The 24,313-nt window shown below is 68.5% G+C and carries 28 protein-coding genes and 1 pseudogene; 9 read left to right on the top strand and 20 right to left on the bottom strand.

The genetic code is table 11. From position 1 onward, the window contains the following. Positions 1 to 3: 3 nt before the first annotated feature. Complete coding sequence (locus SMD20_RS24175) at positions 4 to 675, top strand: DUF4276 family protein (RefSeq protein WP_329584826.1); 672 nt, start codon at positions 4 to 6, stop codon at positions 673 to 675. A gap of 125 nt (positions 676 to 800) precedes the next feature. Here the strand turns inward: SMD20_RS24175 and SMD20_RS24180 are convergent, their stop codons facing one another. From SMD20_RS24180 to SMD20_RS24200, 5 genes and pseudogenes are all read right to left on the bottom strand, one after another. Then, a complete protein-coding gene (locus SMD20_RS24180; RefSeq protein WP_329584830.1) occupies positions 801 to 1,838 on the bottom strand; it encodes a macro domain-containing protein in 1,038 nt (345 codons plus the stop codon). Then, the gene (locus SMD20_RS24185) at positions 1,835 to 2,260 is read right to left on the bottom strand and encodes a hypothetical protein (protein ID WP_329584833.1); all 426 of its coding nucleotides are present in this window, start codon (positions 2,258 to 2,260) and stop codon (positions 1,835 to 1,837) included. The genes SMD20_RS24180 and SMD20_RS24185 overlap by 4 nt, the downstream gene beginning before the upstream one ends. Before the next feature lie 119 nt (positions 2,261 to 2,379). After that, the gene (locus SMD20_RS24190) at positions 2,380 to 2,901 is read right to left on the bottom strand and encodes a hypothetical protein (RefSeq protein ID WP_329584836.1); all 522 of its coding nucleotides are present in this window, start codon (positions 2,899 to 2,901) and stop codon (positions 2,380 to 2,382) included. Positions 2,902 to 2,935: 34 nt separating this feature from the next. Then, complete coding sequence (locus tag SMD20_RS24195; RefSeq protein ID WP_329584838.1) at positions 2,936 to 3,433, bottom strand: HAD domain-containing protein; 498 nt, start codon at positions 3,431 to 3,433, stop codon at positions 2,936 to 2,938. Further along, a pseudogene (locus SMD20_RS24200) lies at positions 3,430 to 3,649 on the bottom strand (IS256 family transposase); the annotation flags it as partial. The gene SMD20_RS24195 and the pseudogene SMD20_RS24200, both read right to left, overlap by 4 nt. Between SMD20_RS24200 and SMD20_RS24205 the strand changes: the two are divergent. The 6 genes from SMD20_RS24205 to SMD20_RS24230 all read left to right on the top strand — a co-directional run bounded on the left by SMD20_RS24205 (position 3,602) and on the right by SMD20_RS24230 (position 9,223). After that, on the top strand, positions 3,602 to 4,051 hold the full coding sequence (locus tag SMD20_RS24205; RefSeq protein WP_329584840.1) for a hypothetical protein: 450 nt from the start codon (positions 3,602 to 3,604) through the stop codon (positions 4,049 to 4,051). The pseudogene SMD20_RS24200 and the gene SMD20_RS24205 sit on opposite strands and share 48 nt — an antisense overlap. 625 nt (positions 4,052 to 4,676) lie before the next feature. Beyond that, positions 4,677 to 5,915: a helix-turn-helix domain-containing protein gene (locus tag SMD20_RS24210; protein WP_329584842.1), complete on the top strand. Its 1,239-nt coding sequence runs from the start codon at positions 4,677 to 4,679 to the stop codon at positions 5,913 to 5,915. 60 nt (positions 5,916 to 5,975) lie between these two features. Next, on the top strand, positions 5,976 to 6,209 hold the full coding sequence (locus SMD20_RS24215) for a hypothetical protein (RefSeq protein WP_329584845.1): 234 nt from the start codon (positions 5,976 to 5,978) through the stop codon (positions 6,207 to 6,209). 591 nt (positions 6,210 to 6,800) lie between these two features. Continuing rightward, positions 6,801 to 7,010 (top strand): hypothetical protein, encoded by a 210-nt coding sequence (locus SMD20_RS24220; protein WP_329584847.1) that lies wholly within the window; start codon positions 6,801 to 6,803, stop codon positions 7,008 to 7,010. Positions 7,011 to 7,035: 25 nt separating this feature from the next. Next, on the top strand, positions 7,036 to 8,124 hold the full coding sequence (locus SMD20_RS24225; protein ID WP_329584849.1) for an endonuclease NucS domain-containing protein: 1,089 nt from the start codon (positions 7,036 to 7,038) through the stop codon (positions 8,122 to 8,124). 293 nt (positions 8,125 to 8,417) lie between these two features. Further along, positions 8,418 to 9,223 (top strand): IS5 family transposase gene (locus tag SMD20_RS24230; RefSeq protein ID WP_442942607.1). Its coding sequence is split into 2 segments (ribosomal slippage): positions 8,418 to 8,766 and positions 8,766 to 9,223, totalling 807 coding nucleotides; the frame shifts between segments, so codons are not numbered across the junction. A 24-nt stretch (positions 9,224 to 9,247) separates the two neighbouring features. Here the strand turns inward: SMD20_RS24230 and SMD20_RS24235 are convergent. Together SMD20_RS24235 and SMD20_RS24240 are read right to left on the bottom strand one after the other, a co-directional pair. Further along, on the bottom strand, positions 9,248 to 9,523 hold the full coding sequence (locus SMD20_RS24235) for a hypothetical protein (protein WP_329584850.1): 276 nt from the start codon (positions 9,521 to 9,523) through the stop codon (positions 9,248 to 9,250). A 775-nt stretch (positions 9,524 to 10,298) separates the two neighbouring features. Beyond that, positions 10,299 to 11,462 carry an acyl-CoA dehydrogenase family protein gene (locus tag SMD20_RS24240; RefSeq protein WP_329584851.1) on the bottom strand — a complete coding sequence of 388 codons (1,164 nt, stop codon included), beginning with the start codon at positions 11,460 to 11,462 and terminating at the stop codon, positions 10,299 to 10,301. A 126-nt stretch (positions 11,463 to 11,588) separates the two neighbouring features. Between SMD20_RS24240 and SMD20_RS24245 the strand changes: the two genes are divergently transcribed. Then, positions 11,589 to 12,902: a UDP-glucose dehydrogenase family protein gene (locus tag SMD20_RS24245; RefSeq protein ID WP_329584852.1), complete on the top strand. Its 1,314-nt coding sequence runs from the start codon at positions 11,589 to 11,591 to the stop codon at positions 12,900 to 12,902. A gap of 19 nt (positions 12,903 to 12,921) precedes the next feature. On the opposite strand, the gene SMD20_RS24250 is transcribed toward SMD20_RS24245, so the two are convergent. From SMD20_RS24250 to SMD20_RS24260, 3 genes are read right to left on the bottom strand one after another with little or no spacing between them, the layout of a single operon-like run. After that, positions 12,922 to 13,800 carry a GNAT family N-acetyltransferase gene (locus tag SMD20_RS24250; RefSeq protein WP_329584853.1) on the bottom strand — a complete coding sequence of 293 codons (879 nt, stop codon included), beginning with the start codon at positions 13,798 to 13,800 and terminating at the stop codon, positions 12,922 to 12,924. 55 nt (positions 13,801 to 13,855) lie between these two features. Then, positions 13,856 to 14,347, bottom strand: coding sequence for a 5-(carboxyamino)imidazole ribonucleotide mutase (gene purE, locus SMD20_RS24255; protein ID WP_329584855.1), 492 nt, complete (start codon positions 14,345 to 14,347; stop codon positions 13,856 to 13,858). Next, positions 14,344 to 15,492: a 5-(carboxyamino)imidazole ribonucleotide synthase gene (locus SMD20_RS24260; RefSeq protein WP_329584857.1), complete on the bottom strand. Its 1,149-nt coding sequence runs from the start codon at positions 15,490 to 15,492 to the stop codon at positions 14,344 to 14,346. Before SMD20_RS24260 ends, purE begins: the two co-directional genes overlap by 4 nt. Before the next feature lie 300 nt (positions 15,493 to 15,792). Here SMD20_RS24260 and SMD20_RS24265 point away from each other — a divergent pair, with 300 nt between their 5' ends. Continuing rightward, positions 15,793 to 16,275: a GtrA family protein gene (locus SMD20_RS24265; protein ID WP_329584860.1), complete on the top strand. Its 483-nt coding sequence runs from the start codon at positions 15,793 to 15,795 to the stop codon at positions 16,273 to 16,275. Here SMD20_RS24265 and SMD20_RS24270 read toward each other — a convergent pair. The 10 genes from SMD20_RS24270 to SMD20_RS24315 all read right to left on the bottom strand — a co-directional run bounded on the left by SMD20_RS24270 (position 16,259) and on the right by SMD20_RS24315 (position 24,281). Next, the gene (locus tag SMD20_RS24270; protein ID WP_329584863.1) at positions 16,259 to 17,545 is read right to left on the bottom strand and encodes an ATP-binding protein; all 1,287 of its coding nucleotides are present in this window, start codon (positions 17,543 to 17,545) and stop codon (positions 16,259 to 16,261) included. The genes SMD20_RS24265 and SMD20_RS24270 overlap by 17 nt on opposite strands. Positions 17,546 to 17,549: 4 nt before the next feature. After that, positions 17,550 to 18,218, bottom strand: coding sequence for a response regulator transcription factor (locus tag SMD20_RS24275; protein WP_012888073.1), 669 nt, complete (start codon positions 18,216 to 18,218; stop codon positions 17,550 to 17,552). A gap of 118 nt (positions 18,219 to 18,336) precedes the next feature. After that, positions 18,337 to 19,326, bottom strand: coding sequence for an NAD-dependent epimerase/dehydratase family protein (locus SMD20_RS24280; protein WP_329584866.1), 990 nt, complete (start codon positions 19,324 to 19,326; stop codon positions 18,337 to 18,339). Positions 19,327 to 19,401: 75 nt separating this feature from the next. Next, complete coding sequence (gene bfr, locus SMD20_RS24285) at positions 19,402 to 19,893, bottom strand: bacterioferritin (protein WP_329584869.1); 492 nt, start codon at positions 19,891 to 19,893, stop codon at positions 19,402 to 19,404. Positions 19,894 to 19,915: 22 nt separating this feature from the next. After that, positions 19,916 to 20,092, bottom strand: coding sequence for a (2Fe-2S)-binding protein (locus SMD20_RS24290; protein WP_091089695.1), 177 nt, complete (start codon positions 20,090 to 20,092; stop codon positions 19,916 to 19,918). A 119-nt stretch (positions 20,093 to 20,211) separates the two neighbouring features. After that, the gene (locus tag SMD20_RS24295; RefSeq protein ID WP_329584873.1) at positions 20,212 to 20,832 is read right to left on the bottom strand and encodes an MBL fold metallo-hydrolase; all 621 of its coding nucleotides are present in this window, start codon (positions 20,830 to 20,832) and stop codon (positions 20,212 to 20,214) included. Continuing rightward, positions 20,829 to 21,917, bottom strand: coding sequence for an S-(hydroxymethyl)mycothiol dehydrogenase (locus SMD20_RS24300; RefSeq protein WP_329584876.1), 1,089 nt, complete (start codon positions 21,915 to 21,917; stop codon positions 20,829 to 20,831). Before SMD20_RS24300 ends, SMD20_RS24295 begins: the two co-directional genes overlap by 4 nt. A gap of 15 nt (positions 21,918 to 21,932) precedes the next feature. Then, positions 21,933 to 22,904 (bottom strand): adenylate/guanylate cyclase domain-containing protein, encoded by a 972-nt coding sequence (locus tag SMD20_RS24305; protein WP_329584879.1) that lies wholly within the window; start codon positions 22,902 to 22,904, stop codon positions 21,933 to 21,935. Then, positions 22,901 to 23,413: a PH domain-containing protein gene (locus tag SMD20_RS24310; RefSeq protein WP_329584881.1), complete on the bottom strand. Its 513-nt coding sequence runs from the start codon at positions 23,411 to 23,413 to the stop codon at positions 22,901 to 22,903. Before SMD20_RS24310 ends, SMD20_RS24305 begins: the two co-directional genes overlap by 4 nt. Before the next feature lie 46 nt (positions 23,414 to 23,459). Beyond that, positions 23,460 to 24,281, bottom strand: coding sequence for a biotin--[acetyl-CoA-carboxylase] ligase (locus tag SMD20_RS24315; protein WP_329584883.1), 822 nt, complete (start codon positions 24,279 to 24,281; stop codon positions 23,460 to 23,462). Between the last annotated feature and the right edge of the window lie 32 nt (positions 24,282 to 24,313).

Consider the following 24,313-nt stretch of genomic DNA (forward strand, 5'->3'; position numbering starts at 1 on the left):
GGCATGCGCCGACTGCACATCCTGTGCGAGGGCCAAACCGAAGAGACCGTGGTACGCGAAGTCATCGAGCCCTACCTGCGCAGCTCCGATGTCTACGTCACATGGTCCATCTTCACCACCAAACGTCCCGCGGGCGGCCCTTCTCACAGGGGAGGGCTGTCCACCTGGGGCAGGCTCGCCTCAGAGATCCGCCTGCTCCTGGGCGACTCCTCCATAACCGTCCTGACGACCATGCTGGACTACTACGGACTCCCCACTGACGTGCCAGGCATGGCGACACGACCCTCAGGTTCGCCGCATGACCGTGTAACTCACGTCGAGCGTGCCATGGCCGACAGCATTAAGGACCCTCGCTTCCTGCCACACCTCGTACTCCACGAACTGGAGGCGTGGGTCTTGCTGGGCCACGACGCACTTGGCGAACTCACCGGCGACGACGCACTCGCCCGTGCCGTCCAAGCAATCGTGACGCACGCCCGAGGCGCCGAACTGGTCAACGACGGGGCCAGCACCGCTCCTTCCAAGCGTCTACTGCGCCTGTTTCCGCTGTACAGAAAGACCTCCGACGGCCCACTCGTCATAGCCGAGATCGGCATCGACGCGATCAGGAATGCCTGTCCCCACGCGGACGCCTGGTTCTTCGCAGTGCATTCCGCGCTCAAGCAAGAAGCCTGAGGGGGCGATGTCCTCAGGCCTGGGCCGAGGTCTGCGCGAGCCGCCCCAGAGCGAAGGGTCGGTGAGACCCTGACATCGGAAAACGGCGGCCAGCTACGCAGGAATGGTGGGCGTTGTACAGATCGTCAGGAGCCGAGTTGGTTGATCTTCTGACGTGTCACCCGCATGAGATCCTCGACCCGTGCAATCTCGGCCGTCACGTCCGTGATCTGGTTCTCCAGGATGATCGGCACCCCTGCGCCCCCGTAGCGAGCCTTCTCGATCTCAAGTTTGTTGAGCGAGCCGTAATGAACGTTCAGCAACGTGCTGAGCCCCTCCAGCCGAGTCTGCAGCGCCTTGCGCTCCACTTGGCTGTCACGCCAGCGCGGCTCCACCAGCACGTCGTCCGCCAGTTCGACAGCGCGCCAGCCTGCGTCCACTGCGGACGTACCCTTCTGCAACCGGTCGACGTCCTCCAGGGTCCGAGGCCGCTGTCGCAGCACATCGGCAACGTCCCTGATCTCCTGAAGCAGGTCCTGAATTTCGGGCCGCAGCCGCTCCAGCGCTTCTCCCTGTGACGACCGCTCCAGCGTCCGTACGGCTCCTGCGAGTCTGCGGGTCTGCCCGCCCACAGCCGCGAGCGACGCCGCCCGCTGGTAGAAGACGGCTAGGTCGGTTTCCTGTAGCCCGCGCCCTGGTAGAAGAATCAAGCTCACCTCCTCCAGTGACGACCCGCGCGCCAGCCGGTCGCAGATCGTCTGGACGAGGATCTGAGCCCCTTCATACAGCGGAAACTGCCCGGTGCCAGTGCCGAGCGCCGGGAGGGCAATACTTCGTCCGCGGAGGTTCTCCGCCAAGCCCAGCGAGCGGGTCACGAGTTGCTTGATGCACGCCGGGTCGGGCATGAGATTGCGATCCAGGTCGATGGTGACTGCATGGAAGATGTACTTGGCGGGCAGCTGCCCGGCTGTTGTCACTCCCACGTCGCCCAGCGAGAGTGGCAGCAGCTTCCTGGCATGTAGACCGAGTTCCTTGCCCGCCTTGAGGTACAGGGCCCTGGATACACCGCCGCCCATGGTCAGGTAGTTGTCGTCGGAACTCACCAGTACCTCAGCCGTCGACTTGGTGAGGTCGCCGTAGCCGACGCGAAACAGGGACGCGCCGATCCGGTAGGCGGCCGTCATTGCGGCTGGCTACGAAGACGCTCGCGCACCGCTTCCAGGCGGTCGCGCTCGTCCTCGAGCTGGGTTTGCAGGTGGACAGGAGCGCTTCCAGCGTACTTGGCGACCTGTTCTTCGAGAATGCGCACGTTGCGTTCGTGAATACGCAGGAGATTCCACAGGCCCTCGCGGTCAGAATCCGGCGTGCCGGGAGTTTCGTGCATGCCTGACTCCTGTCGACTTTCCTCCATGCCCGGCTTATCCGCCAGCCGGGTGAGCCATCCCGCCAGCCCCAACGTCACCGCCGCGCCGGCGAACCACAGCCCTTGGACCCACCAAGGGCCCTCCACCCGGTTGGTCGCTACCCCACCGGCCACAGTCGCCACGGCGCTGCCGACGGCAATGAGCTGGACCGGCTTTCGCGCACCCTTTTTGCCCTGTTTCATGAGAACCAAAAACCGGCGCCGAGGTTTCTCATTGGAGAAGTGTAAAGGCGTCGTCCTGCCATCCGGGCGAGAATGTTGAACCTTCCGCGCCAGGTAGATGCCGAGCGTGCTCTGTTCAGCTACATCGAAGGTTCTCCAGTCGCGAATCCGACATTCTGCCCACAAGGCAACTCGGCCTGGCTGAATACGAGCGCAGCGAAGGTATCCGCCACGCTCAATGATCGTGTCGGATCCAGCTTGGATGCATGCTCGCCAGAGCGGCCATCTGCTCGCTGTTGAGAGTCGTCTGCGGAGGTCCGTACGGAAGTCGACTCCCTGGTTGTCCGGCGCGGCGGCGACGGTGGCGAGGTCGAGGAGGCGCAGGCCACCACGCCCACCTCACAGGCCCGTCTCAGGCAGACCTCCAAGTAGCCGGGCAGCCGCTCGGGAACCTCATCGAAGATCAGGTCGTACTCGGTCACCCACCGCCCCGGCAGGAGGCCATCCTCGTCCTCAAGTTCGTAGACCTTCACCTGCCGGGGCACCACCTGGTCCGTTCGAAAATCCAGTGCGGGCGCCATCTCCCAAGCGTGGACCACGAACATGCTGATCACGCAGCGCACGCCGTCCCACATCAGTGCCTCGGCGAGATTGTCACTCACTGACCCCCGCCCTCACTTCTGTCCGTCAGAGGAATCACAGAGCTCGAAGCCACTGATCGAGGACCGCGAAGTCTTCGTCGGCGAGTCCTCGGAACGACTCCACGTGGTGAAGGAGTGCACGGCCGCTGTGGTGCGTGGAGACCCAGTTGCGATCGGCGTCGGTGATGTCGTCGTCCACCCAGGCGAACGGGCGTCCGGCCGCCCAGTTCACCAGGGTCCGGGTCTTCCAGCAGAGCCTGAACCATTGGTCCTCGCGTTCATGCTCGTCGGATGACTCCGGCCAGGTCACGACTGGCAGACGTGGCAGCCCGATTCGGGGTGCTATCTCGACGTTCGCCTCCTCTTCCCAGGTGGTGGCCCAGACGAGTTCGCAGGGCAGCGCCGCCAGTCGATGCCCCACCTCGATGGTGAGCCGCGCCACGTGCGGTCCGGGTGTGGTGGCCAACGGCTCACGATGCGGGTCCTCACCGAACGGGAGCAGCGGCCCGTCGACATCGATAAAAAGCAGCGGGCGTTCCGCATGGCTGGTCATGCTGCGGCGTACTCGTCACACTTGACGAGTACGCCTCGTTCGAAGCGGGACTCGATGAGCTCGAACGTCATCGCCAGGAGCGCCGCGCGGTAACCGGCACCGCGGGTGACCTTGGTCCGCAGCCGGACAGTGGAGAAGGCCGACTCAATCGGGTTCGTAGTGCGCAAGGTGGATCCAGCGTTCGGCCGGATGATCGTAAAACGCCCGCAGCGCATCCGCACGGAACAGGGCAGGTGGTTACTCGTGTCGATCCCGAAGAAGGGTTCGCGGCTCATCACTATGGATGGCACCGTATACCGCTGGCGCGTCCGTCGTAAGCCCACGTATTGCCAGGGAAACAGCTGGGGTCCCATGACGTTCGCGGTGGAACTGGCCGACGCGTCGGGTCGCGTCCTTCTGGTGTCGCTCCCCTGCTCACGGCCAGACGCATGGTGGGGAGAACGGTCGATGGCCCTACGGCCGGTGCTTGTTGCGGCGATCATACGGACAGCGCTCAGGCACGGCTGGACACCACGGCAAGCAGGCAACGCCTTCGAGTTTGCCCTGACTGATGAGGACCTGACCGAGCTGATGAACGGCCAACCTCCTGCCTACGACGTCCCCTTCATGCGGCGATAGCCCCTGCTACGTGATCAGTACGACCGCCGCTTGAGGGTGTCTGTGCGCGCGGACGGTGCGGGCTCGGAGCGTGATTGCACATCGTTTCGGGTTTCGGACAAAGGCCGGCCCATCCGACCTGCTCAGCCAGAATGTCCTTTCAACGCATGTAACCCACCCGCTCAGCGAGCGGCACCCGGTACCTCTGACTTGACTCGGACAATGACGTGCTTGCGGGCTGGGTAAGCCGCCAAGCGTCGAGGAGGTCGCCAACCATGCGCCGGGTTTCAGCCAGGGTTTCTTCCCCTCCAGCCTGCTCAACATGCTTTGCACGGTTCCACTTCTTGAACTTCGTCATCGAGCCGCCCCCTATTTTCGAGCCCGCACCTACGACAATTAGGACAATTCCCTAGACCGGATCTGCTCCGCTGAACGAGCTGGCCCGGAAGAGGGCTGTTCTCGGAAAACCAGATTGGCGCCTACCGGCATACCTGTCCGCAATCCATCCCGACGGCTATCCGGACAGTACATCGTTCGGTAAGAGCCGAAGGGATGCTTTCAGCAGCCGTCGCCCGCGTGCTGTATTCGCTGGCAGGCGAAGGGGGTGCGTCGTAGCCTGAAGGAGTCACCTTCCGGGAGGCAGACTGTGGACGACGCCATCAGCGGTTCCAGTGCACCGGTACGCACGATCGGCCAGCGCATCCAGCACCTGCGTGAGCGTCGCGGCATGACCCGTGAAGTCCTCGCCGGCCTGGTCGGCAAGTCCGAGAGCTGGCTGAAGGCCGTCGAGCACGGCCGCCGCCAGCAGAATCCCCGGCTGCCGATCCTGCTGCAACTCGCCGAGGCGCTGCGCCTCCGTGACCTGAGCGAGCTCACCGGCGACCAGTCCCTACCTGTCCGGATGTTCACCGGTTCAGGGCATCCGGCGCTGAGCACTGTCCGCGACGCCCTCAACGCCGTGCCGATCCAGCCGGGCGGCACCGTACAACCGCTCACCAGCCTCCGGGCGCGGCTCGATGCGGGGTGGCGGATCAGGCACGCCTCTCCCGACCACCGCACCGCCCTCGGCAAGGTGCTGCCCGACCTGATCCGCGACGTGCAACTGGCCGCCTGGATGTACCGCGGAGAGCATCGGCGGACCGCCCAGGCACTCCTCGCGGAGACGTACGGCCTGACGCAGATGTTCCTCGCCTACCAGCCCGCGCCGGACCTGCTGTGGCGGGTGGCCGATCGGGCATTGACCGCGGCGCAGGAGTCGGAGGACCCGCTGGCGTTGTCGTGTGCGGTGTGGTTCCTCGTACAGGCGCATCGGGACGCGGCCGACTTCGACGCTGCGTACGAGATCAACAGACAGGGATTGGCGGCCATCGATCCGCACTTGGACGACCCGGACACGGACCTGCTCGCGATGTGGGGGGCGCTGTCGTTCGAGCTGGCGTTCACGGCGGCACGTACGGGTGACATCGGCGAGGCGTGGCGGCATTGGGATGAGGCGGCGCAGATCGCGGACCGGCTCCCCGACGATTACTACCAGCCATGGACTTCTTTCTCACGGGTGATCATGCGTCCGCACGCCGTCACCATCGCGGTCGAGCTCCATCAGAGTGGGGAGTCGGCCCGGCAGAGCGATCACGCCGAGGCAGTGCCCATCCCCTCCCGCCCGCGACGCGGCCGGCATCTGATCGAGGTGGCCCGCGCCCATTTGCTGCAGCGAGACCACGCGGCGGTCCTCGGTACGCTGCAGCTCGCGCACCAAGCTGCACCGGAGACCATCCGCTACAACGGGTACGCGCGCCGGATGACCCTCGACCTGTGCCAGGCGGGTCCGGCGAATCTGCGGCCGCAGGCACGCGAGCTCGCGGACCATATCGGCCTGATGACCTGACGGCGCGAGGGGATACGTACTGTATCCATTCACTCACGCTACGGCTTCTACGGTCACGGCATGTCACCTGAACAGGTCCCGAACGAGCACTACGACCTCGAGATTCTCCGCGCGGCGTTCCCCGCCTGGTCGCTGTTTCGCAGCGACGCGGGCGTGTTCTACGCGACCCGGCGCGGCGTCCACCTCAGGGATGCCGATGTCGACAAGGGGCTGCGGCAGACCGTGAGCGCGGACGACGCGGAGGTCTTCGTGTCGTTGCTCCGGGACCAGACGCGGATGGCGGTGGGGTCGTGAGCGACCGTCGGCCTCCGCGTGCCGACTATCACGGTCCGCACGTGGCGGCGCCCCAGGCTGGCGCTGTGCGCGTGAAGTGGAGACCGAGCCAGCGTCGAGCCGACCGACTGCGGGTCCGCGATCACACGTGCGCATGCATGTACCCAGTGTTCGAGTTGTGCGCGGCCAGCGGGCTGTGGTTCGTCCGACGCCATCCTGGTGGGAGTTCTGAGGGTGCCCTGGAGAGTGCGTGGATGTCCGCTCCGGCTGCGCGGGAATTGTGGGTGCAGATCCTCAGCGGCCAGGCGGGATGAGCGGACTCTCGGTCAACGAACTCGCGCCCCTCGCCTCGCTTGTATCACCTTGCCTCAATGCCATGGCTTCAGCATTCGCGCACTATTCTCACTTTTTCGGGCCAACCGTAATGTCTAACTGTTGAGTTCCATAATCCAACTTGACATCTCTATACGTATCGTGCGCAAAGCACTCCATTGCGTTACGGAAATTGGGCGTGTCAAACTTAATGCGCTTCACCAGTAGACCAAGCTGGAGGTATGGGATAGCCGGCAAGGCCCTGTTGATCAAGAATGAGGCGGACAGGTAGGGCGTTGAATGAGCACGTATATAGAGGAACTGGCGCAGCGGTCGCCGAACTTCGGGTTCACCTGGTTGAAGGACCCTGCACTGGAGGACGCCGATTCGTTGCTGCCTCCTGAGGTAATCGCCCAGGAGATCGTGGAGGACCTTGAGGCCGCGCTCGGCGAGTTCGCCACGATCGCTGAGGCTCTGCAGGCGGCGCGAGCGAAGTCGGCCAAGTCGTAAGCGTCCATGACCATGGGGAGCGCACATGACGCATGAAGTGGGACTCTGGCGGATCGGCGCAAGTGGCGAACCCGTTCGCATCACCTCCAGCACAATTCCTCTGGAATCCCAGTTAGAGACGTTGATCGCCCGGGACCCTGCGATCCTGGGCGAACCCCTGATGATCATCGGTCAGCAAGTGACCACGAGCTTCGGCGGGATCATCGACCTCCTTGGGGTCGATGGTGACGGCGTACTGCACGTTCTGGAGTTGAAGCGGGGCCGCACACCGCGCGAAGTTGTGGCCCAGATCCTTGACTACGCCTCATGGGCCAAGGAACTGAGCCATGACGACGTACTAGCCATCTACGCAGAGTCCCAGCAGGAGCCCCCCTTCGAAGTGGCCTTCTCTCACGTGTTCGGCGCTGGCCCACCGGACGAACTCAACACCGGCCACCGACTGACAATCGTTGCTCATGACGCCGACCCTGCTACGGAGCGGATCGTGAGCTACCTCAGCTCGTTTGCAGTTCCTGTCAACGTTGTGTTCTTTCGGTACTTCGAAGATGACGATCGCCGATACCTGGCCCGTACTTGGCTGATCGACGAAAGCAAGCCGTCGCGTACAGCCTCCGTAAAACAGCGGAGCGGTACCAAGGAGGCATGGAACGGCCAGGACTGGTATGTGGCTCTCGGAGAGGACAACGGGCATCGTAGCTGGGACGACGCTCGGAGCTACGGCTTCGTATCCGCGGGGGGCGGCACCTGGTTCTCCCGGACGCTGGTCAACCTGCCCATCGGAGCGCGCATCTTCACCTGCATCCCCAAGACCGGCTACGTCGGCGTAGGCACAGTGATCGGCGAGGCCCGCCCGGCGAAGGAAGCGGTGCTGGAGATCAATGGGGAGACTCGGCGCTTCATGGACCTCGACTTGAAGGCGAGCTATCGACACGAGGGCGATGACCAAGACGAGACGCTCTTGGAATACGTCGTGCCCGTTACCTGGATTCAAGATGTCCCTCGTGAGCAGGCTAAATGGACACGTGGGATGTTTGCCAACCAGAACAGTGCCTGCAAGCTACGAAATAAATTCACATTGGAGCGCCTGCTGGAAGCGTTCGACCTGGACGAATAGGCATGGGAGTGATCGAGCCTGAGGTTGGCGGCTACCCGCTGATCGTAGCATTGGTTGGTGTGGACGGTGGGGCGGGTCGGCGTCTGGGGGCGTTGCTGTCGCCTCAGCCATGCTCCCCCGGTGGCAGGGCCCGATGTAGGAGAGCCTTGCCGGCGATCGCCCCAGCCCTGGCTGGTAGGAGCCGAAGTCAACGGTCGCACCCCGATCACTCCGCTAAGAGCGCCTAACAGAATGATCTACGTTGTGCTTTGATCTCTCGCTGTGGTCGAGCGAGAGGAGCACGGGTGGCCAAGCTGAAGCCGTGGGAGGTCAGCGACGAGCTGTGGGCGGTGATCGAGCCGCTGCTGCCCCAGCACCAGCGCAGGTTCCGCCATCCCGGGCGCAAGCGGCTGGATGACCGGCTGGCGTTGCAGGGCATCTTGTTCGTGCTGCACACCGGGATCGCCTGGGAGCACCTGCCGCAGGAACTGGGCTACGGCTCGGGCATGACGTGCTGGCGGCGGCTGGCCGAGTGGAACAAGGCCGGCGTCTGGCAGCGGCTGCACGAGGTCCTGCTTGATCAGTTGCGGGCCGCTGACGCCGTCGACTTCTCCCGGGCAGCGGTGGACTCCTCGCAGATCAGAGCGTTAAAAGGGGGGCGCAGACCGGCCCGTCCCCGGTCGACCGAGGGCGGGCCGGCAGCAAGCACCACCTGATCACCGAGGCCACCGGCATCCCGCTCGCGGTGATCTTGACCGGCGCCAACCGCAACGATGTCACCCAGCTTCGCCCGCTGCTGGACGCCATCCCGAAGGTCCGCGGCAAGCGTGGCCGGCCTCGCCAGCGTCCGGACGTGGTGCTCGCCGACCGTGGCTACGACCACGACAAGTACCGCGCCTTGGTGCGCGAGTTGCAGATTCGCCCGCTGATCGCCCGACGTGGCACCGAGCACGGCTCCGGCCTGGGCAAACAGCGCTGGGTCGTCGAGCAGACCTTCGCCCTGCTCCACGCCTTCAGACGCCTCCGCATCCGCTGGGAGATCCGCGCCGACATCCACGAGGCATTCCTCAAGCTGGCCTGCGCACTCATCTGCTGGCGACGCCTGACCTCATTGCGTTAGGAGCTCTAAGAACTCGGGGCAATGTCACTCAGAAGTCGGCTGCATGATCTCTTGGCTTGCGGCATCCGGCACTTCGGCTTTTCGTGCTTGCTCGCGCCGCTTACGTTCAGAGACCACGCGGGCAGGCAGGTACCCGGACGGCAGGCCGAGGTACGCAGCGGCTCGGTCTAGGAGCTTGCGTAGGGGGTTCCCTTGCAGCATCTTGTCGATCACGTTGCCTGCCTGCAGGCCCCCTGCGCGTGCTTGACCGACATGGACCATCGGTGCGCCGCGCTCGTCCGAGAGCTGGAATGGCAGCACGAACTCGCCCTACCCTTTCGCGCAACGCGAGGGTGAGCCCGTGACGGACCTGGGTGATTGCGGGAAGCCATACCACAGGGTTCATCCGGCCGCGCCCCAAGCCGGCTACGAACGGCTCACCTGGCAGGAGCCCGATCCCCGTAATAACCGGTTCCGGGTGCGCGATCACACCTGCGAGTGTCAGCACATCGTGTACGAACTGTGCCAGGCAGGCGGCCTGCACTTCATACGGCGGCTCTACCGTTCTGACGGCGTGACCGAGCACGAATCCGATCGGATGCGTGCCCCCCCAGGCCGCACGGCTCTGGCTGCGCATCCTGCTCGGGCAGGCGCGATGAAGGAACAACAGGGTCGTATCTGGTGCGCGAGGAGCCCACTCAGTGAGCACGCCCAGCCGCTCCCATGCTCGTTATAGACGGCGATCGACGCAGTTGATTGCCTGGTGTCGGTGTTGAGCCCCGCTGACGTACGTCTCAGCTGGCCGGCTTCCAGGCGTCGCGAGTGATTCAGAACTCGAGGTACACGCAAATGGACTCGGGACCGCAGCGAACCACACTACGGCTACGTCGATGGCCCGACAGCCGGCAGCAGGGTTTAGCTGGGGGTTGGGGGGCCGTGCCCCCCAATGAAGCTGCCCGAGCCCCATGCGCGAAGCGCCCCTCTGCGAGGACCGCGCCTTTGTGCTGGGGGTTCGGGGGGCTGTGCCCCCCGATGAGAACGGCCTGAGCTTTTTGCGCGAAGCGCCCCCTGTGAAGACCTTGCCTTTCGGCAACGCCTACTTGAGGAGTTGGCGGGCCATGACCATGCGCTGGATCTGGTTCGTACCCTCGTAGATCTGGGTGATCTTGGCGTCGCGCATCATGCGCTCCACCGGAAAGTCCTTCGTGTACCCGTACCCGCCCAGCAGCTGCACCGCATCCGTGGTGATCTCCATGGCCGCGTCCGAGGCCGCGCACTTGGCCGCGCTCGACAGGAACGTGAGGTCCTTCTGGGGTTCGCCGTTCATGGCGCGCTCGGACTTGGCCGCCGCGTGGTACGTGAGCTGCCGCGCCGCCTCCAGCTTCATCGCCATGTCGGCGAGCATGAACTGCACGCCCTGGAAGTCGGCGACCGGCCGGCCGAACTGCTTGCGCTCCTTGACGTATCCCACCGCGTAGTCGAGGGCTCCCTGGGCGATGCCGAGGGCCTGGGCGGCGATGGTGATGCGGGTGTGGTCCAGGGTGGCGAGGGCGGTCTTGAAGCCGGTGCCGGGGGCGCCGATCATGCGGTCCGCCGGGATGCGGACGTTGTCCATGATCACCTGGCGGGTCGGCGAGCCCTTGATGCCGAGCTTGCGTTCCTTCGGGCCGAAGGAGACGCCTTCGTCGGACTTTTCAACCACAAAGGCGGAGATGCCGCGCGCGCCGGCGGAGGGGTCGGTCACGGCCATGACCGTGTAGTACTCGGAGACGCCCGCGTTGGTGATCCACATCTTGGTGCCGTTGAGCACGTACGAGTCGCCGTCCGCGACCGCCCGCGTCTTCATGGCCGCCGCGTCCGAGCCGGCCTCGGGCTCCGACAGCGCGTACGAGAACATGCCCTCCCCCCGCGACACCGGCCTCAGGTAGCGCGCCTTGAGCTCCTCCGACGCCGACAGCAGCAGCGGTACGGTGCCGAGCTTGTTGACGGCGGGGATCAGCGAGGTCGACGCGCAGGCCCGCGCCACCTCCTCGATGACGATCACCGTGGCGAGGGCGTCGGCCCCGGCGCCGCCGTACTGCTCGGGCACGTGCACGGCGTGCAGGTCCGCCGCGACCAGCGCCTTGTAGACGTCCCAGGAGAACTCCTCGTTCTCGTCGGCCGCCGCGGCGTACGGGGCGATCTTCTCGTCGGCCAGGGCGCGGACCGTCTCGCGGAGCATGTCGTGCTCTTCGGCCGGTGCGTACAGAGGGAAGCTCATGCATCAAATACTAGGACGTCCGACCATCTTGTTACCAGCCGGTACGGTTTGCGCCGAGAACCAGGTGGCACGTACGGAGCAGCAGGAGGCCGATAGCATGCGTGCGCGATCGAAAGGAGCACCCTCGTGCCATATCGCCTCACGGTGATCGGGACCGGATACCTGGGGATCACGCATGCGGCCTGCATGGCGGACCTCGGTTTCGAGGTCCTCGGCCTCGACATCGACGCCGACAAGGTCCAGCGGCTCAACAGCGGCGAGCTCCCCATCCACGAGCCGGGACTCGAACCCGTGCTCCGCCGCGGCCTCGAATCCGGGCGCCTGCGCTTCACCACCTCCTACGAGGACATCGCCGCCTTCGGCGACGTGCACTTCATCTGCGTCGGCACCCCCCAGAAGCGCGGCGAGTACGCCGCCGACGTGTCCTTCATGGACGCCGCCGTCGAGTCCCTCGCCCCGCTCCTCGATCGCGAGTGCCTGGTCGTCGGCAAGTCCACCGTCCCCGTCGGCACCGCCGAGCGCCTGGCCGACAAGCTCGCCCGGCTCTCCCCGGCGGGGGTCCTGACCGAGCTGGCCTGGAACCCCGAGTTCCTGCGCGAGGGCCACGCGGTCCAGGACACCATGCGCCCCGACCGGCTCGTGTTCGGCGTACGCAGCGAGCGGGCCGAGAAGGTGCTGCGCGAGGTGTACGAGCCGCTCGGCGACGTTCCGATCGTGGTGTCCGACTTCGCCACGGCCGAGCTGGTCAAGACCGCCGCGAACGCGTTCCTGGCCACGAAGATCTCCTTCATCAACGCCATGGCCGAGGTCTGCGAGGCGGCCCACGCCGACGTGCAGAAGCTGTCGGAGGCGCTGTCGTACGACGACCGCATCGGCGGGCGCTACCTCAACGCCGGGCTCGGCTTCGGCGGCGGCTGCCTGCCCAAGGACATCCGGGCGTTCATGGCCCGCGCCGGGGAGCTGGGGGCCGACCAGGCGCTGACGTTCCTGCGCGAGGTGGACGCCATCAACATGCGGCGCCGCGCCCGGATGGTCGACCTGGCCAGGGAGCTGGCGGGCGGCTCCTTCCACGGGTGCGTGGTGGGCGTGCTGGGGGCGGCGTTCAAACCGGACTCCGACGACATCCGCGACTCGCCGGCGCTGGACGTGGCCGTGAAGATCGGCCACCAGGGCGGCCGGGTCACCGTGTACGACCCGATCGCGCTCGACAACGCCCGCAAGGCGCATCCCGAGCTCAAGTACGGCGAGTCGGTCGTCGAGGCGGTGCGCGGCGCGCACGTGGTGCTGCTGCTCACCGAGTGGCAGGAGTTCGTGGCGCTCGATCCCGAGCAGCTGGGCGGGGTCGTCGCGGCGCGCCGCATCGTCGACGGGCGCAACGCGCTGGACGCCGAGACGTGGCGCTCGGCGGGCTGGCACTACCGGGCGCTCGGCCGCCCCTGAAGCCGGCCCGCAAACCAGGTCATACCCCCAGGTGGCGTACCCACTGGGTGTAGAGCGGACGATAGCCGCGGCGCGCCCAGAACGGGGTCGAGAGCGGGTTCGGCAGGGCGTGGTGGAGCAGCATGGTCCGTACGCCCTGGGCCGCCGCGTACCCGTGGGCCACGTCCGTGAGCAGCGCCCCGACGCCGCGCCCCCGGGCGTCCGGATCGACGTACAGGACGCTGAGGTACGCCACCGGCGAGGCGTCCACGCTGCCCGCGATCCAGCCGCAGTACGCGGGCGGCTGGACGATGACGCAGCCGAGCGGCGTGCCGTCGGCCCCCTCGGCCAGCCAGCACCACTCCGTCGGCATGACCTCCGCGGCCAGGAACGTCCTGATCCGCGAGGCGGTCGAGGCGCGCACCGCCACCCAGCCGAAGTGGGCGTCGTAGGCCACCAGCCGCTCGTACAGGCGGGCCAGCGTCTCCAGGTCGTCGGGCGTGGCCCGGCGGACGCCCGCGCCCTGCGCCGTTCCCGCGATGCCGGCGCGTACCGCCTGCGCCACGACGGGGGCGAAGTTGCGGGCGGCCAGCGCGCGTACGGGTGCGACGTCGCGGCTCGGCCAGGTCACGGTGAGCGCCTGTCCCTGCTCGTCGAGCGGGATCCCGGCCAGCCAGGTGTCGAGCAGCGCGCCGAGCGCCGCCTCCGGGGACGGCCCCGCGACGCGCGCCTGGAGGCGGTGCACCACCAGCGGGGACCAGGAGGCGCGCATGCTGCCGGGATCGACGCGTTCGACGCTGGCCCGACCGACGGCGCCGCGCGCCTCGATGTGGTCTTTGCCCCGTAACTCGTCCTGGCCCGCGACCAGCGGATCCGCTGCCCGGACGCGGGCGGCGTGCGCCCGGATCACGGCGTCCATCCCGGCACGATAACCGCTGACGGCCGCCCCGGCTACAGCCCAGTGACCGCCGCGGCTACAGCTCCTTGGCCTCGGCGCGCAGGCGCTCGCCCTTCGCGTACGCCTGCTCCTTCAGCCGCTGCTGGAACTCCTCCATCCGGGCCCGCAGGGCGGGGTCGGCGGCGGCGAGGATGCGGATGGCGAGCAGCCCGGCGTTGCGGGCGCCGCCCACCGCGACCGTCGCCACCGGCACCCCGGCCGGCATCTGGACGATGGACAGCAGGGAGTCCATGCCGTCGAGGTGTTTCAGCGGCACCGGCACCCCGATGACCGGCAGCGGCGTGACGGAGGCCAGCATGCCGGGCAGGTGCGCGGCCCCGCCGGCGCCGGCGATGATCACCTGGAGGCCGCGGGAGGCCGCCTGCCGGCCGTAGTCGATCATCTCGGTGGGCATGCGGTGCGCGGAGACGACGTCGGCCTCGAACGGCACCCCGAACTCGGCGACCGCCTCGGCCGCCGCCTTCATCACCGGCCAGTCGGAATCCGACCCCATGACGATGCCGATCATGCATATTCCCCTGTCATGAGGTGGACGGCGGCGTGGCGGGCGCGGGCGCGGACCTCGTCGAGGTTGGAGCCGACTGCCGTGACGTGGCCGATCTTGCGGCCGGGCCGCACCTCCTTGCCGTAGAAGTGCAGCTTGATGCCGGGGTCGTGGGCGAGCACGTGCTCGTAGCGCTTGAACAGGTCGGGGTCGTCGCCGCCGAGCAGGTTGGCCATGACGACGACCTGCGAGGTCATCGTGGGCGAGCCGAGCGGCAGGTCGAGCACGGCCCGCAGGTGCTGCTCGAACTGCGAGGTGCGAGCACCCTCGATCGTCCAGTGGCCGCTGTTGTGCGGGCGCATGGCCAGCTCGTTGACCACGAGCCCGGACGAGGTCTGGAACAGCTCGACCGCCAGCAGCCCGGTGACGCCCAGCTCGTGGGCGATGGTGAGCCCGATGCGCTGGGCCTGCGCGGCCTGCTCGGGGTCGAGGCCGGGCGCGGGGGCGAGCACCTCGACGCAGATGCCGTCCTGCTGGACGGTCTCGACGACGGGGTAGCTGACGCCCTGGCCGTGCGGCGAGCGGGCCACCACGACGGACAGCTCCCGCTCGAACGGCACGAACGCCTCGGCCATGAGCGGCACACCCGCCGCCATGGCCTCCTCGACCTCGGCCGCGTCACGGCACACCCACACGCCGCGGCCGTCGTAGCCGCCGCGCACCGCCTTGAGCACGACCGGCCAGCCGTGCTGCTCGGCGAAGGCCGTCACGTCGGCCGCGGACGACACCCGTGCCCAGGCCGGGCAGGGCACGCCGATGGCGCTGAGCCGCTCCCGCATGACCGCTTTGTCCTGCGCGTGAACGAGCGCCGCGGCCCCGGGGTGCACGGCGTGGCCCTCGGCGATGAGCGCCTCGATGTGCTCGGTGGGGACGTGCTCGTGGTCGAAGGTGATGACGTCGCAGCCCTGGGCGAACTCACGCAGCACGTCGAGGTCGCGGTAGTCGCCGATGCGCGTGTCGACGATGACGCGGGCGGCGCTCTCGTCGGGGGCGTTGGCCAGCACCCGCAGCTCGATGCCGAGCGCGATGGCGGGCGGCTGGGACATTCTGGCCAGCTGACCTGCGCCGACGATGCCGACGACCGGACCGATGGGGCGGTAAGCACTCACGCCAGGTGAGCTTACCGGGACGTACGGACCAGATGTTTGCGGCCCCGCACCCGCCGAGGGGGCGCTGGGCGGCCGTTCCGGGTGCCCTCGCGGGCGCGGCCGCCCAGCGGCCCGCCTCGCAGGGTAGTCCTCAGCCCAGGAATACGCCCGACATTGCTGGATATTTCATGAGTACGTCGTGACCGGGTAAGTTCATCCGTCTGACACCGGCCCTACGACCCGGCCGGTACGCTGGACAGATCGAGCCCGGCTGACGATCCGCGAAGAGCCAGGCAGCGAAGAAGGGACCGAAACAGACCCGTGGAAGTCGTCAAGCGCCTCTACGAGCGGTTCTCGTCCCTGGTTCACGAGCTGGCCAAGTTCGGCAGCATCGGCGCGGTGGCCTTCGTGATCGACACCGGCCTGCTCAACTTCTGCCACGTCGTGATCGGCCTCGGCCCGCTGACCTCGAAGCTCGTGGCGACGGTCGTGTCCACCACGTTCGCCTACCTCGGCAACCGCTACTGGACCTTCCGCCACCGCGAGCAGACCGGGCTCGGGCGCGAATACTTCCTGTTCTTCCTGCTCAACGGCATCGCGCTGCTCTTCGGCATCCTGGCCATCGGCTTCACCACCTACACGCTCGGACTCACCGACACGCTGTCGGTCAACATCTCCAACATCGTCGGCGTGGGGCTCGGCACCCTCTTCCGCTACTGGTCGTACAAGAAGTGGGTGTTCCTGGAGGCCACCGAGCCCATTCCGGTCGAGCTTCCCGGCCAGGGCGTCAAGCAGGACCGCTGACCACCCGGTTGCCCCGGCCGTGGCCGTCGTCCTCGGCCGGCCGCAGGAAGACGGCGAACGTCGCCGGCCGCCGCCGCACCAGCTCCAGCCGGCCGCCGTCCGCGGCGGCCAGCGCCCGCGCGAGCGTGAGGCCGAGACCGGTGCCCCCGCCGCCGCTGACGTTCCGCTCGAAGATCTTCGGAGCGATCTCGTCGGCGATGCCGGGGCCCTCGTCCGCCACCTCGACCACCACGTAGTTGTCGCCGCTGGTGCTGGTGACGGTGACCCTGCCGCCCCCGTGCCGCAGCGAGTTCTCCAGCAGCGAGGCCACCACCTGGCCGAACCCGCCGGTGGTGGCGAGCGCCTTCAGCCCGCGCGTCCCCTCCAGCCGCAGCTCGCGGTGGGCGTCCCTGAACACCGGCTCCCACTCCCTCACCTGCTGGATCAGCACCTCGTCGATGGACACCGGCTCGGCCTGGGCGTGCCGTTGCCGGCGCGCCGCGGCCAGCAGCTCGTCGATGACCGCGGTCAGCCGCTCGGCCTGGACGATCGCCGCCTCGCCCTCCTCGCGGACGACCTCCGGCTCGCCGGCCGAGGCCACGATCTCCTCCAGGCGCATGGTGAGGCCGGTGAGCGGGGTGCGGAGCTGGTGTGAGGCGTCGGTGGCGAACTCGCGCTCCCGCGTCAGCAGGTCGGAGATGCGGGCCGCGCTGCGGTCGAGCACCTGGGCCACGCGGTCGAGCTCGGGAATGCCGTAGCGGTGCTTGCTCGGCCGCGCGTCGCCCGACCCCAGCCGCTCGGCGATCTTCGCGAGGTCCCGCAGGGGCAGCGTCAGACGGCGGGACTGCACGACGGCCAGGCTCACGGCCACCGCCAGGGCGGCCACGGCCAGGGCGACGATGAGCAGCAGACGGGCCCGTACGTCACGCTCGACCTGGTCACGGTCGCGGCTGATGCGTACGTAGACGCCGGTGTTGGTCTGGGCGTCCTCCGTCATGAGGTGACCGGACGCCGGTGCGGTGCCGACGACGGTCACCCGGAGGGGGGTTCCGCGTTCCCAGATCTGGATGTATCTGCCCGGGTATTTCTGCTCCAGTTGCTGAGGATCGAGCGGCGTCTCCTGGACGCGGGCGTACTCGACCTCTCCCACGAGACGTTTGGCCTCCGCCCCGAGCTCCTGAGCCGCCTCGTCGACGATCAGGCGGCTCACCACGACGCCCAGGGGGACCCCCAGCAACAGGACCGCGATGACCGCGACGACCAGGGTGGAGGTGAGCAGTCGACGGCGCATGCGCCTACTCGCGTTCGAACCGGAAGCCGACTCCCCGGACGGTCGTGATGTAGCGCGGCTTGGCGGCGTCGTCGCCGAGCTTGCGCCGCAGCCAGGAGATGTGCATGTCGAGCGTCTTGGTGGAGCCCCACCAGTTGGTGTCCCACACCTCGCGCATGATCTGCTCGCGGGTGACCACCTTGCCGGCGTCGCGGACCAGCACCCGCAGCAGGTCGAACTCCTTGGTCGTGAGGTGCAGCTCCTTGTCGCCCATCCAGGCGCGGCGGGAGTCGGCGTCGATGCGCACCCCCTGCACGACCGGGGTCTCGGAGGTGCCGCGCCGCAGCAGGGCGCGTACCCGGGCCAGCAGCTCGGCCAGCCGGAACGGCTTGGTCACGTAGTCGTCGGCCCCGGCGTCGAGACCGACGACGGTGTCCACCTCGTCGACGCGCGCCGTGAGGATCAGGACCGGGGTCCCGTGGCCCTCGGCGCGGATGCGGCGGGCCACCTCCAGGCCGTCCATCTCCGGCAGCCCGAGGTCCAGAACTATGAGATCGATGCCGCCCGACAGGGCCCGCTCCAGGGCTTGCGGGCCGTCGGGGGAAACCTCGACCTGATAGCCCTCGCGACGCAGGGCGCGCGCGAGCGGCTCGGAGATCGAGGTGTCATCCTCGGCGAGAAGTACGCAGGTCATAAAGCGATCGTAGGACCTTAAGCGATCGTTTCCCGGCTACAGCGCGCGGTTTGACTCGTCGTTGACCTATCCATTGACCTGGGCAAACACGACTAAAATACGGTTGGTCGTGATTAAATTACCGCGCCTTCCCGCGCACGGGCATCGGCTCATCATGCCCACCGCGGGAATGCTCAACCCTGCCGTTCGAGAATGTCCCGGAATGGTGGGTGTCCGGAATATCGCGATCATCGGTGAGGGCCGCGAAACCCTCCCGCCACGACGGGTACGCGGGCGTCCAGCCGAGGTCCCGCCGCGCGTGCCGGTTGTCCGCGCCGCGCGCGGCCGGGTTCGCCGGCGCGCCGGACACCGGCGGCGCGGGCGCGCCGACCGCGCGGCAGAACGCGGGAGCCCAGTCGAGCCCGGCGGCCGGCTCGTCGTCGCAGACGTTGACGTGGCCCGCCGGCCAGTCCAGGGCCGCCAGGGCGGCCGCCGCGGCGTCGTCCACGTGCACGAAACTCGTCACGTCGGCGCCCGCCACCAGCTTCCCTTCCCGCGCTTCGGCCGCGCGCAGGCCGCGCGGCTCGAACCAGGTGCCCGGCCCGTACAGCAGGCCGTAGCGCAGCACCACCCACTCGGGCAGCTCGGCCACCGCCGACTCCAGGGCCGCCACGCCCGCGACCGTGGTGCGGCGCGGCTCGGGCGCGCCGAGGTCCAGGGGCTCGCCCTCGCGGGCGGGGCCCGCGCCCGGCACGTACGTCCAGCAGATGCTCTGCGCCACGATCCGGCGCACCCCGGCGGCGAGAGCGGCGTCGACCAGATTGCGGGTGCCGTCGCGGCGCAGCGCGGCGTTGGCGGCCAGGTCTCCCCCGGCCAGGTCGGTGAGCTGGTGCATGACCACGTCCGCCCGCGAGTCGCGGACCGCCGCGGCCAGGGCGGCGGCGTCGAGGACGTCCACCAGCGCTGGCGTGGCGCCGAGGTCGCACAGCGGGCCCGTACGCGTCTCGTGCCGGGTGGTGGCGACCACGGTGTGTCCCGCCGCGACCAGCAGCGGGATGACGCGCCGGCCGAGCACCCCCGCGCCGCCGGCCAGGAAGATCCGCAGACCGGAAACGTTCTTGCTCGTCATGCCGACCACCCTAGGAACGAAACGATCCCCCGAAGCGGGCCACTTCGCGGAGATTCGGGCGAACCACTCAGCGGGCTAGTAGTCCTTGTCCTTGTGCTCGGTCTTGGCGTAACGGGCCAGGTAGAGCTGGATGCCCAGACTGTTGATGAGGCCGAGCTCGGTCTCCAGGTAGTCGATGTGCTCCTCCTCGTCGCGGAGGATGTCCTCGAAGATGTTGGCCGAGGTGATGTCGCCCTTCTCGCGCATGAGCGCGATCGCGGGGCGCAGGCGCTGGACGACCGCCAGCTCGACCTCAAGGTCGGCGTGGAGCTGCTCTTCGACGGTCTGCCCGATGTGCAGGGTGCCGAGCCGCTGGTAGTTGGGCAGCCCTTCGAGGAAGAGGATGCGGTCGGTGAGCCGCTCCGCGTGCCGCATCTCCTCGAAGGACTCGTCGCGGGTGTGCTCGGCCAGCTTCGTGTAGCCCCAGTTCTCCTGCATCTTGGAGTGCAGGAAGTACTGGTTGATGGCGGTGAGCTCGGCGGTCAGCTGCTCGTTGAGCAACTCGATGATCTGTTTGTCGCCCTGCATGACGGGGCCCCCTGCTATCCGGCTATGCGGTCGTCAACTCTTCAGACCGCTTCAGGATCGCACAGATCTTCCGCACACAACGGGCACAGTCCCCGCCCGCACCAGTGGTGTCGCGAATCTGCTTCGCACTTTTCGCCCCGGCGGCGATGCAGTCGTGCACCTCATTTTCTGTCACAGCACGACAAATACACGCATACATTCTCGGGGATGGCCTCTCAGCGGGAACTGACGCCTAGGTTAGGCACACCTAAGAGTAGCCCACTGTGGTAAGGCTTGCCTATGTAAGCTGGCTCACAGTGAGCTACCTCCCGGTGATCTTCAGTGACCGCGCGCGATCCACTCCTCCAGATGCGGGGCCTCGGCGCCGATCGAAGTCGACTCGCCGTGGCCGGTGTGCACCACTGTCTCCGGCGGCAGCGTCAGCAGCCGCTTCCTGATCGAGTCGATGATCGTCTCGAACGACGAGTAGGACCGCCCGGTCGCCCCCGGCCCGCCCTTGAACAGCGTGTCCCCGCTGAACAGCACGCCCAGCTCGGGCCCGTGGACGCACACCGCGCCCGGCGCGTGCCCCGGAGTGTGCAGGATCTCCAGCACGCAGCCGCCCACCTCGACGCGCTCGCCGTCGGCCAGCGGCTCGTAGCCGAGCTTGTCGCCGTACTCCTGCTCCCACAGCACCTGGTCGGCCGGGTGCAGCCGGATCGGGGCGCCGGTGCGCTCGGCCAGCTCGCGGGCGGCGTTGATGTGGTCGTTGTGCGCGTGGGTGCAGAGGATCGCCTTGACCTCGCGCCCGCCGACCCGAGCGGCGATCGCCTCCGCGTCGTGGGCGGCGTCGATGACGACGACCTCGCGGTGGTTGCCCACCAGCCAGACGTTGTTGTCGACCTCCCAGGTGCCGCCGTCCAGCGAGAACGTCCCCGAGGTGATGACCCTGTCGATCACTGGAAGGTCACCACCGAACGCAGCACGTCGCCGCGGTGCATCTTGGCGAACGCCTCCTCGACCTGGTCGAGCGCGATGGTCTCGGTGACGAACTTGTCCAGCGGCAGCCGGTTCTGCAGGAACAGGTCGATGAGCATCGGGAAGTCGCGGCTCGGCAGGCAGTCGCCGTACCAGGAGGACTTCAGCGCGCCGCCGCGGCCGAACACGTCCAGCAGCGGCAGGTCGATGCGCATCTCCGGGGTCGGCACGCCGACCAGGACGACGGTCCCTGCCAGGTCGCGGGCGTAGAACGCCTGCTCGTAGGTCTCCGGCCGGCCGACCGCCTCGATGACGACGTCCGCGCCGAACCCGCCGGTCAGCTCGCGGATCGCCTCGACCGGGTCGTTCTCCCGCGAGTTGACCGTGTGGGTGGCGCCGAAGCCGCGCGCCCACTCCAGCTTGCGCTCGTCCACGTCCACCGCGATGACCTTCGACGCGCCGGCCAGCGAGGCGCCGAGGACGGCCGCGTCGCCGACGCCGCCGCAGCCGATCACCGCCACGCTGTCGCCGCGGGTGACGCCGCCGGTGTTGATCGCCGCGCCGATCCCGGCCATGACGCCGCACCCGAGCAGGCCCGCGACCTGCGCCGGAGCGTCGGCCGAGACCTTCGTGCACTGGCCGGCGGCCACCAGCGTCTTCTCCAGGAACGCGCCGATGCCGAGCGCAGGCGACAGCTCGGTGCCGTCCTTGAGCGTCATCTTCTGCCGCGCGTTGTGGGTGTTGAAGCAGTACCAGGGACGGCCGCGCAGGCAGGCCCGGCACTGGCCGCACACCGCGCGCCAGTTGAGGATCACGAAGTCGCCCGGCGCGACCTCGGTCACGCCGTCGCCGACCGCCTCGACGACGCCCGCCGCCTCATGGCCGAGCAGGAACGGGTAGTCGTCGCTGATCCCGCCCTCCCGATAGTGCAGGTCGGTGTGACAGACCCCGCAGGCCTGTACGTTCACGACGGCCTCGCCCGGCCCCGGGTCCGGGACGACGACGGTTTCGAGTGAGACTTCCTGGCCCTTACCACGGGCGACGACGCCCTGCACTTCGTACGGCATGCCAGCCATCTTGTGTCAGAGGGATGATCTCCGCAAGACAAAGGGCTGCACCACGCCGAGCCCCCTGGCCGGGCGTTTCCTGATCCGGTGCAGGGCGAAGCCGTGCGGCTCGCCGTCCAGTTCGGCGGCGAGCGCGGCGTCCACGAGCACGGAGCCCGGACGGGCGATCGCGGTGAGCCGGGCGGCCAGGTTGACCGTGGTGCCGAACACGTCGCCCATCATCGGCACGACCGGCCCGTACGCCAGCCCGATCCGCAGCTCGTCGGCCTCGACCAGGTCGAGCGCGATGGCGGCGGCCTGGGCCGCGCCCGGCGCGGTGAACAGCACCTCGTCGCCCAGCGTCTTGACCAGCCGCGCGCCGTGCGAGGCCACCACGTCGGAGGCGCGCGACTCGAACCCCTCCACCAGCGCGGCCAGCTCCCGCTCGTCCAGCTCGCGGGAGCGGCTGGTGAAGGAGACGAGGTCGGCGAAGCCCACCGCCATCGGCACCCGCGTGAGCAGCGGCTCGTCGCTGAGGTCGGCGAGGGCCAGCAGCCGGGTGCCGGCGGCGGCGAGCTGGGCCCGCCAGACGTGCACGAGCACGCGCTCGAAGTCGGGCAGCAGTCCGCGCGTGGCGTCGAGCATCCGGGCGAGGTCGCCTTCGCCCGGCTCGGGCGGCAGCATCGCGCTCGTCATGATCTCGGCCTGCCACTGCGCGAGCCTGGCCGTGGTCTGGCCGAGCGCGCGGGCCATGCGGACGACCGTCTCCTCGTCCAGCAGCCCGGTGTCGAGCAGGTGGCGGACCCGGCGCAGCGCCTCGACGTCGGCGTCGGTGAACGCGACGGCGTCGTCGGCGCGCTGGGCGAAGCCGAGGGCGCGCCAGATGCGCCCGGCGAGCTCCGGCGGCACGCCGCTCAGCTCCGCGACCCTGGCCCGCGTGTGACGCGGCGGCCGGCCGAGCAGCAGGCGCTCGACCTCCTCGGCCGTCGGCCGCCCCTGACTGCTCAACGGCCGTCGATCTCGCCGTCCGAGGCGTCCTCGACGAGCCGGAACAGGTCGTGGCGGACGTCCTGGATGTGCGGGATGTCGCGCAGCACGATCTCGCCGCGGTCGCTCGCGGACTCGACGGTCAGGGTGCCGCAGCCGAGCATGCGCTCCACCAGGGTCTGGTCGGAGCTGACCGTGTTGACCTTGGCGATCGGGATCTCGTCGGTGGACTTGTTGAGCACCCCCCGGCTGATCGTGAAGCGGTGGGTGGTGAGCACGTACCCGGTGTTCTTCCAGCGCAGATAGGGCGTGAACGACCAGATCGTCAGCAGGATCAGCGCGATGACGACGACGGCGGCCCTGGCGTAGAGGGCGAACTGCCAGTCCGACGGGATGAACCACAGCGCCGCGCCGGAGGCGGCGGCGATGAGCACGAGAGCGACGGCCGGTCCGATCAGGCGCTTCCAGTGGGGGTGGAAGGCCCGGATCCGCCGCTCACCCTGCGTCAGATGATGGTCGGGAAGGGTCATGGGCCAAATCGTGCCACCAACGCCGTCCGGGGGCCACGCCGATGCCTCATTCCGCGGGCCGCACGTGGACGACGTCGCCGGCGCTCAGCGTGTGGAGCCGGTCCGGCCCCTCGACCTCCAGGCAGCCGGAGTGGTCGATGCCGCTCGCCCGGCCGATCAGCTCCGGCCGGCCGGGCAGCTCGACCCTGACCTGGCGGCCGACGGTGGCGCTGGCGGCGAGGTAGGCCGCGCGCAGCCCGCACGCCTCGGCGTCGCCGCCCGCCGCCGTCCACTCGCGGTAGTGGACCTCGACCTCGCGCAGGACGGCCCGCAGCAGCGGATCGCGGTCGAGGCAGGCCGCCTCCTCGATGGCGAGCGACGTGGCGGTGCCGACCGGCAGCTCGGCGGCGCGCAGCGAGACGTTCAGCCCCATGCCGACGACCACGGCGTCGTCGGCCCGCTCGGCCAGCACCCCGGCCAGTTTGCGCTCGCCGATCAGCAGGTCGTTGGGCCACTTCAGGCGTACGTCCACCTCGGCCAGGCGGCGTACGGCGGAGGCGGCGGCCACGCCGTACAGCAGCGGCAGCCAGCCCTGCGCCGCCACCGGCACCTCCGGCCGGAGCAGGATCGAGAACGTCAGCCCCGAGCGCGGCGGCGCGTTCCACACCCGGCCGAGCCGGCCGCGCCCGGCCTCCTGCGCCTCGGCCACCAGCACCGCGCCTTCCGCGGCGCCCTCCTGGGCGGCACGGGCGAGGTCGGCGTTCGTGGAGCCGGTGCGCTCCACGACGGTGACGCCCGTCCACAGGCCGCCGGGACGGACGAGGGCGCGGTTGAGCGCGGCCTCCGAGAGCGGCGGACGGTCGAGGTCGGAATAACGCGAGTCGGGCATCCACCTATCTTTGCAGGGAGAGAGGATGGCGA

Source organism: Nonomuraea sp. LP-02 (genome assembly GCF_036289125.1).
Lineage (GTDB): Bacteria > Actinomycetota > Actinomycetes > Streptosporangiales > Streptosporangiaceae > Nonomuraea > Nonomuraea bangladeshensis.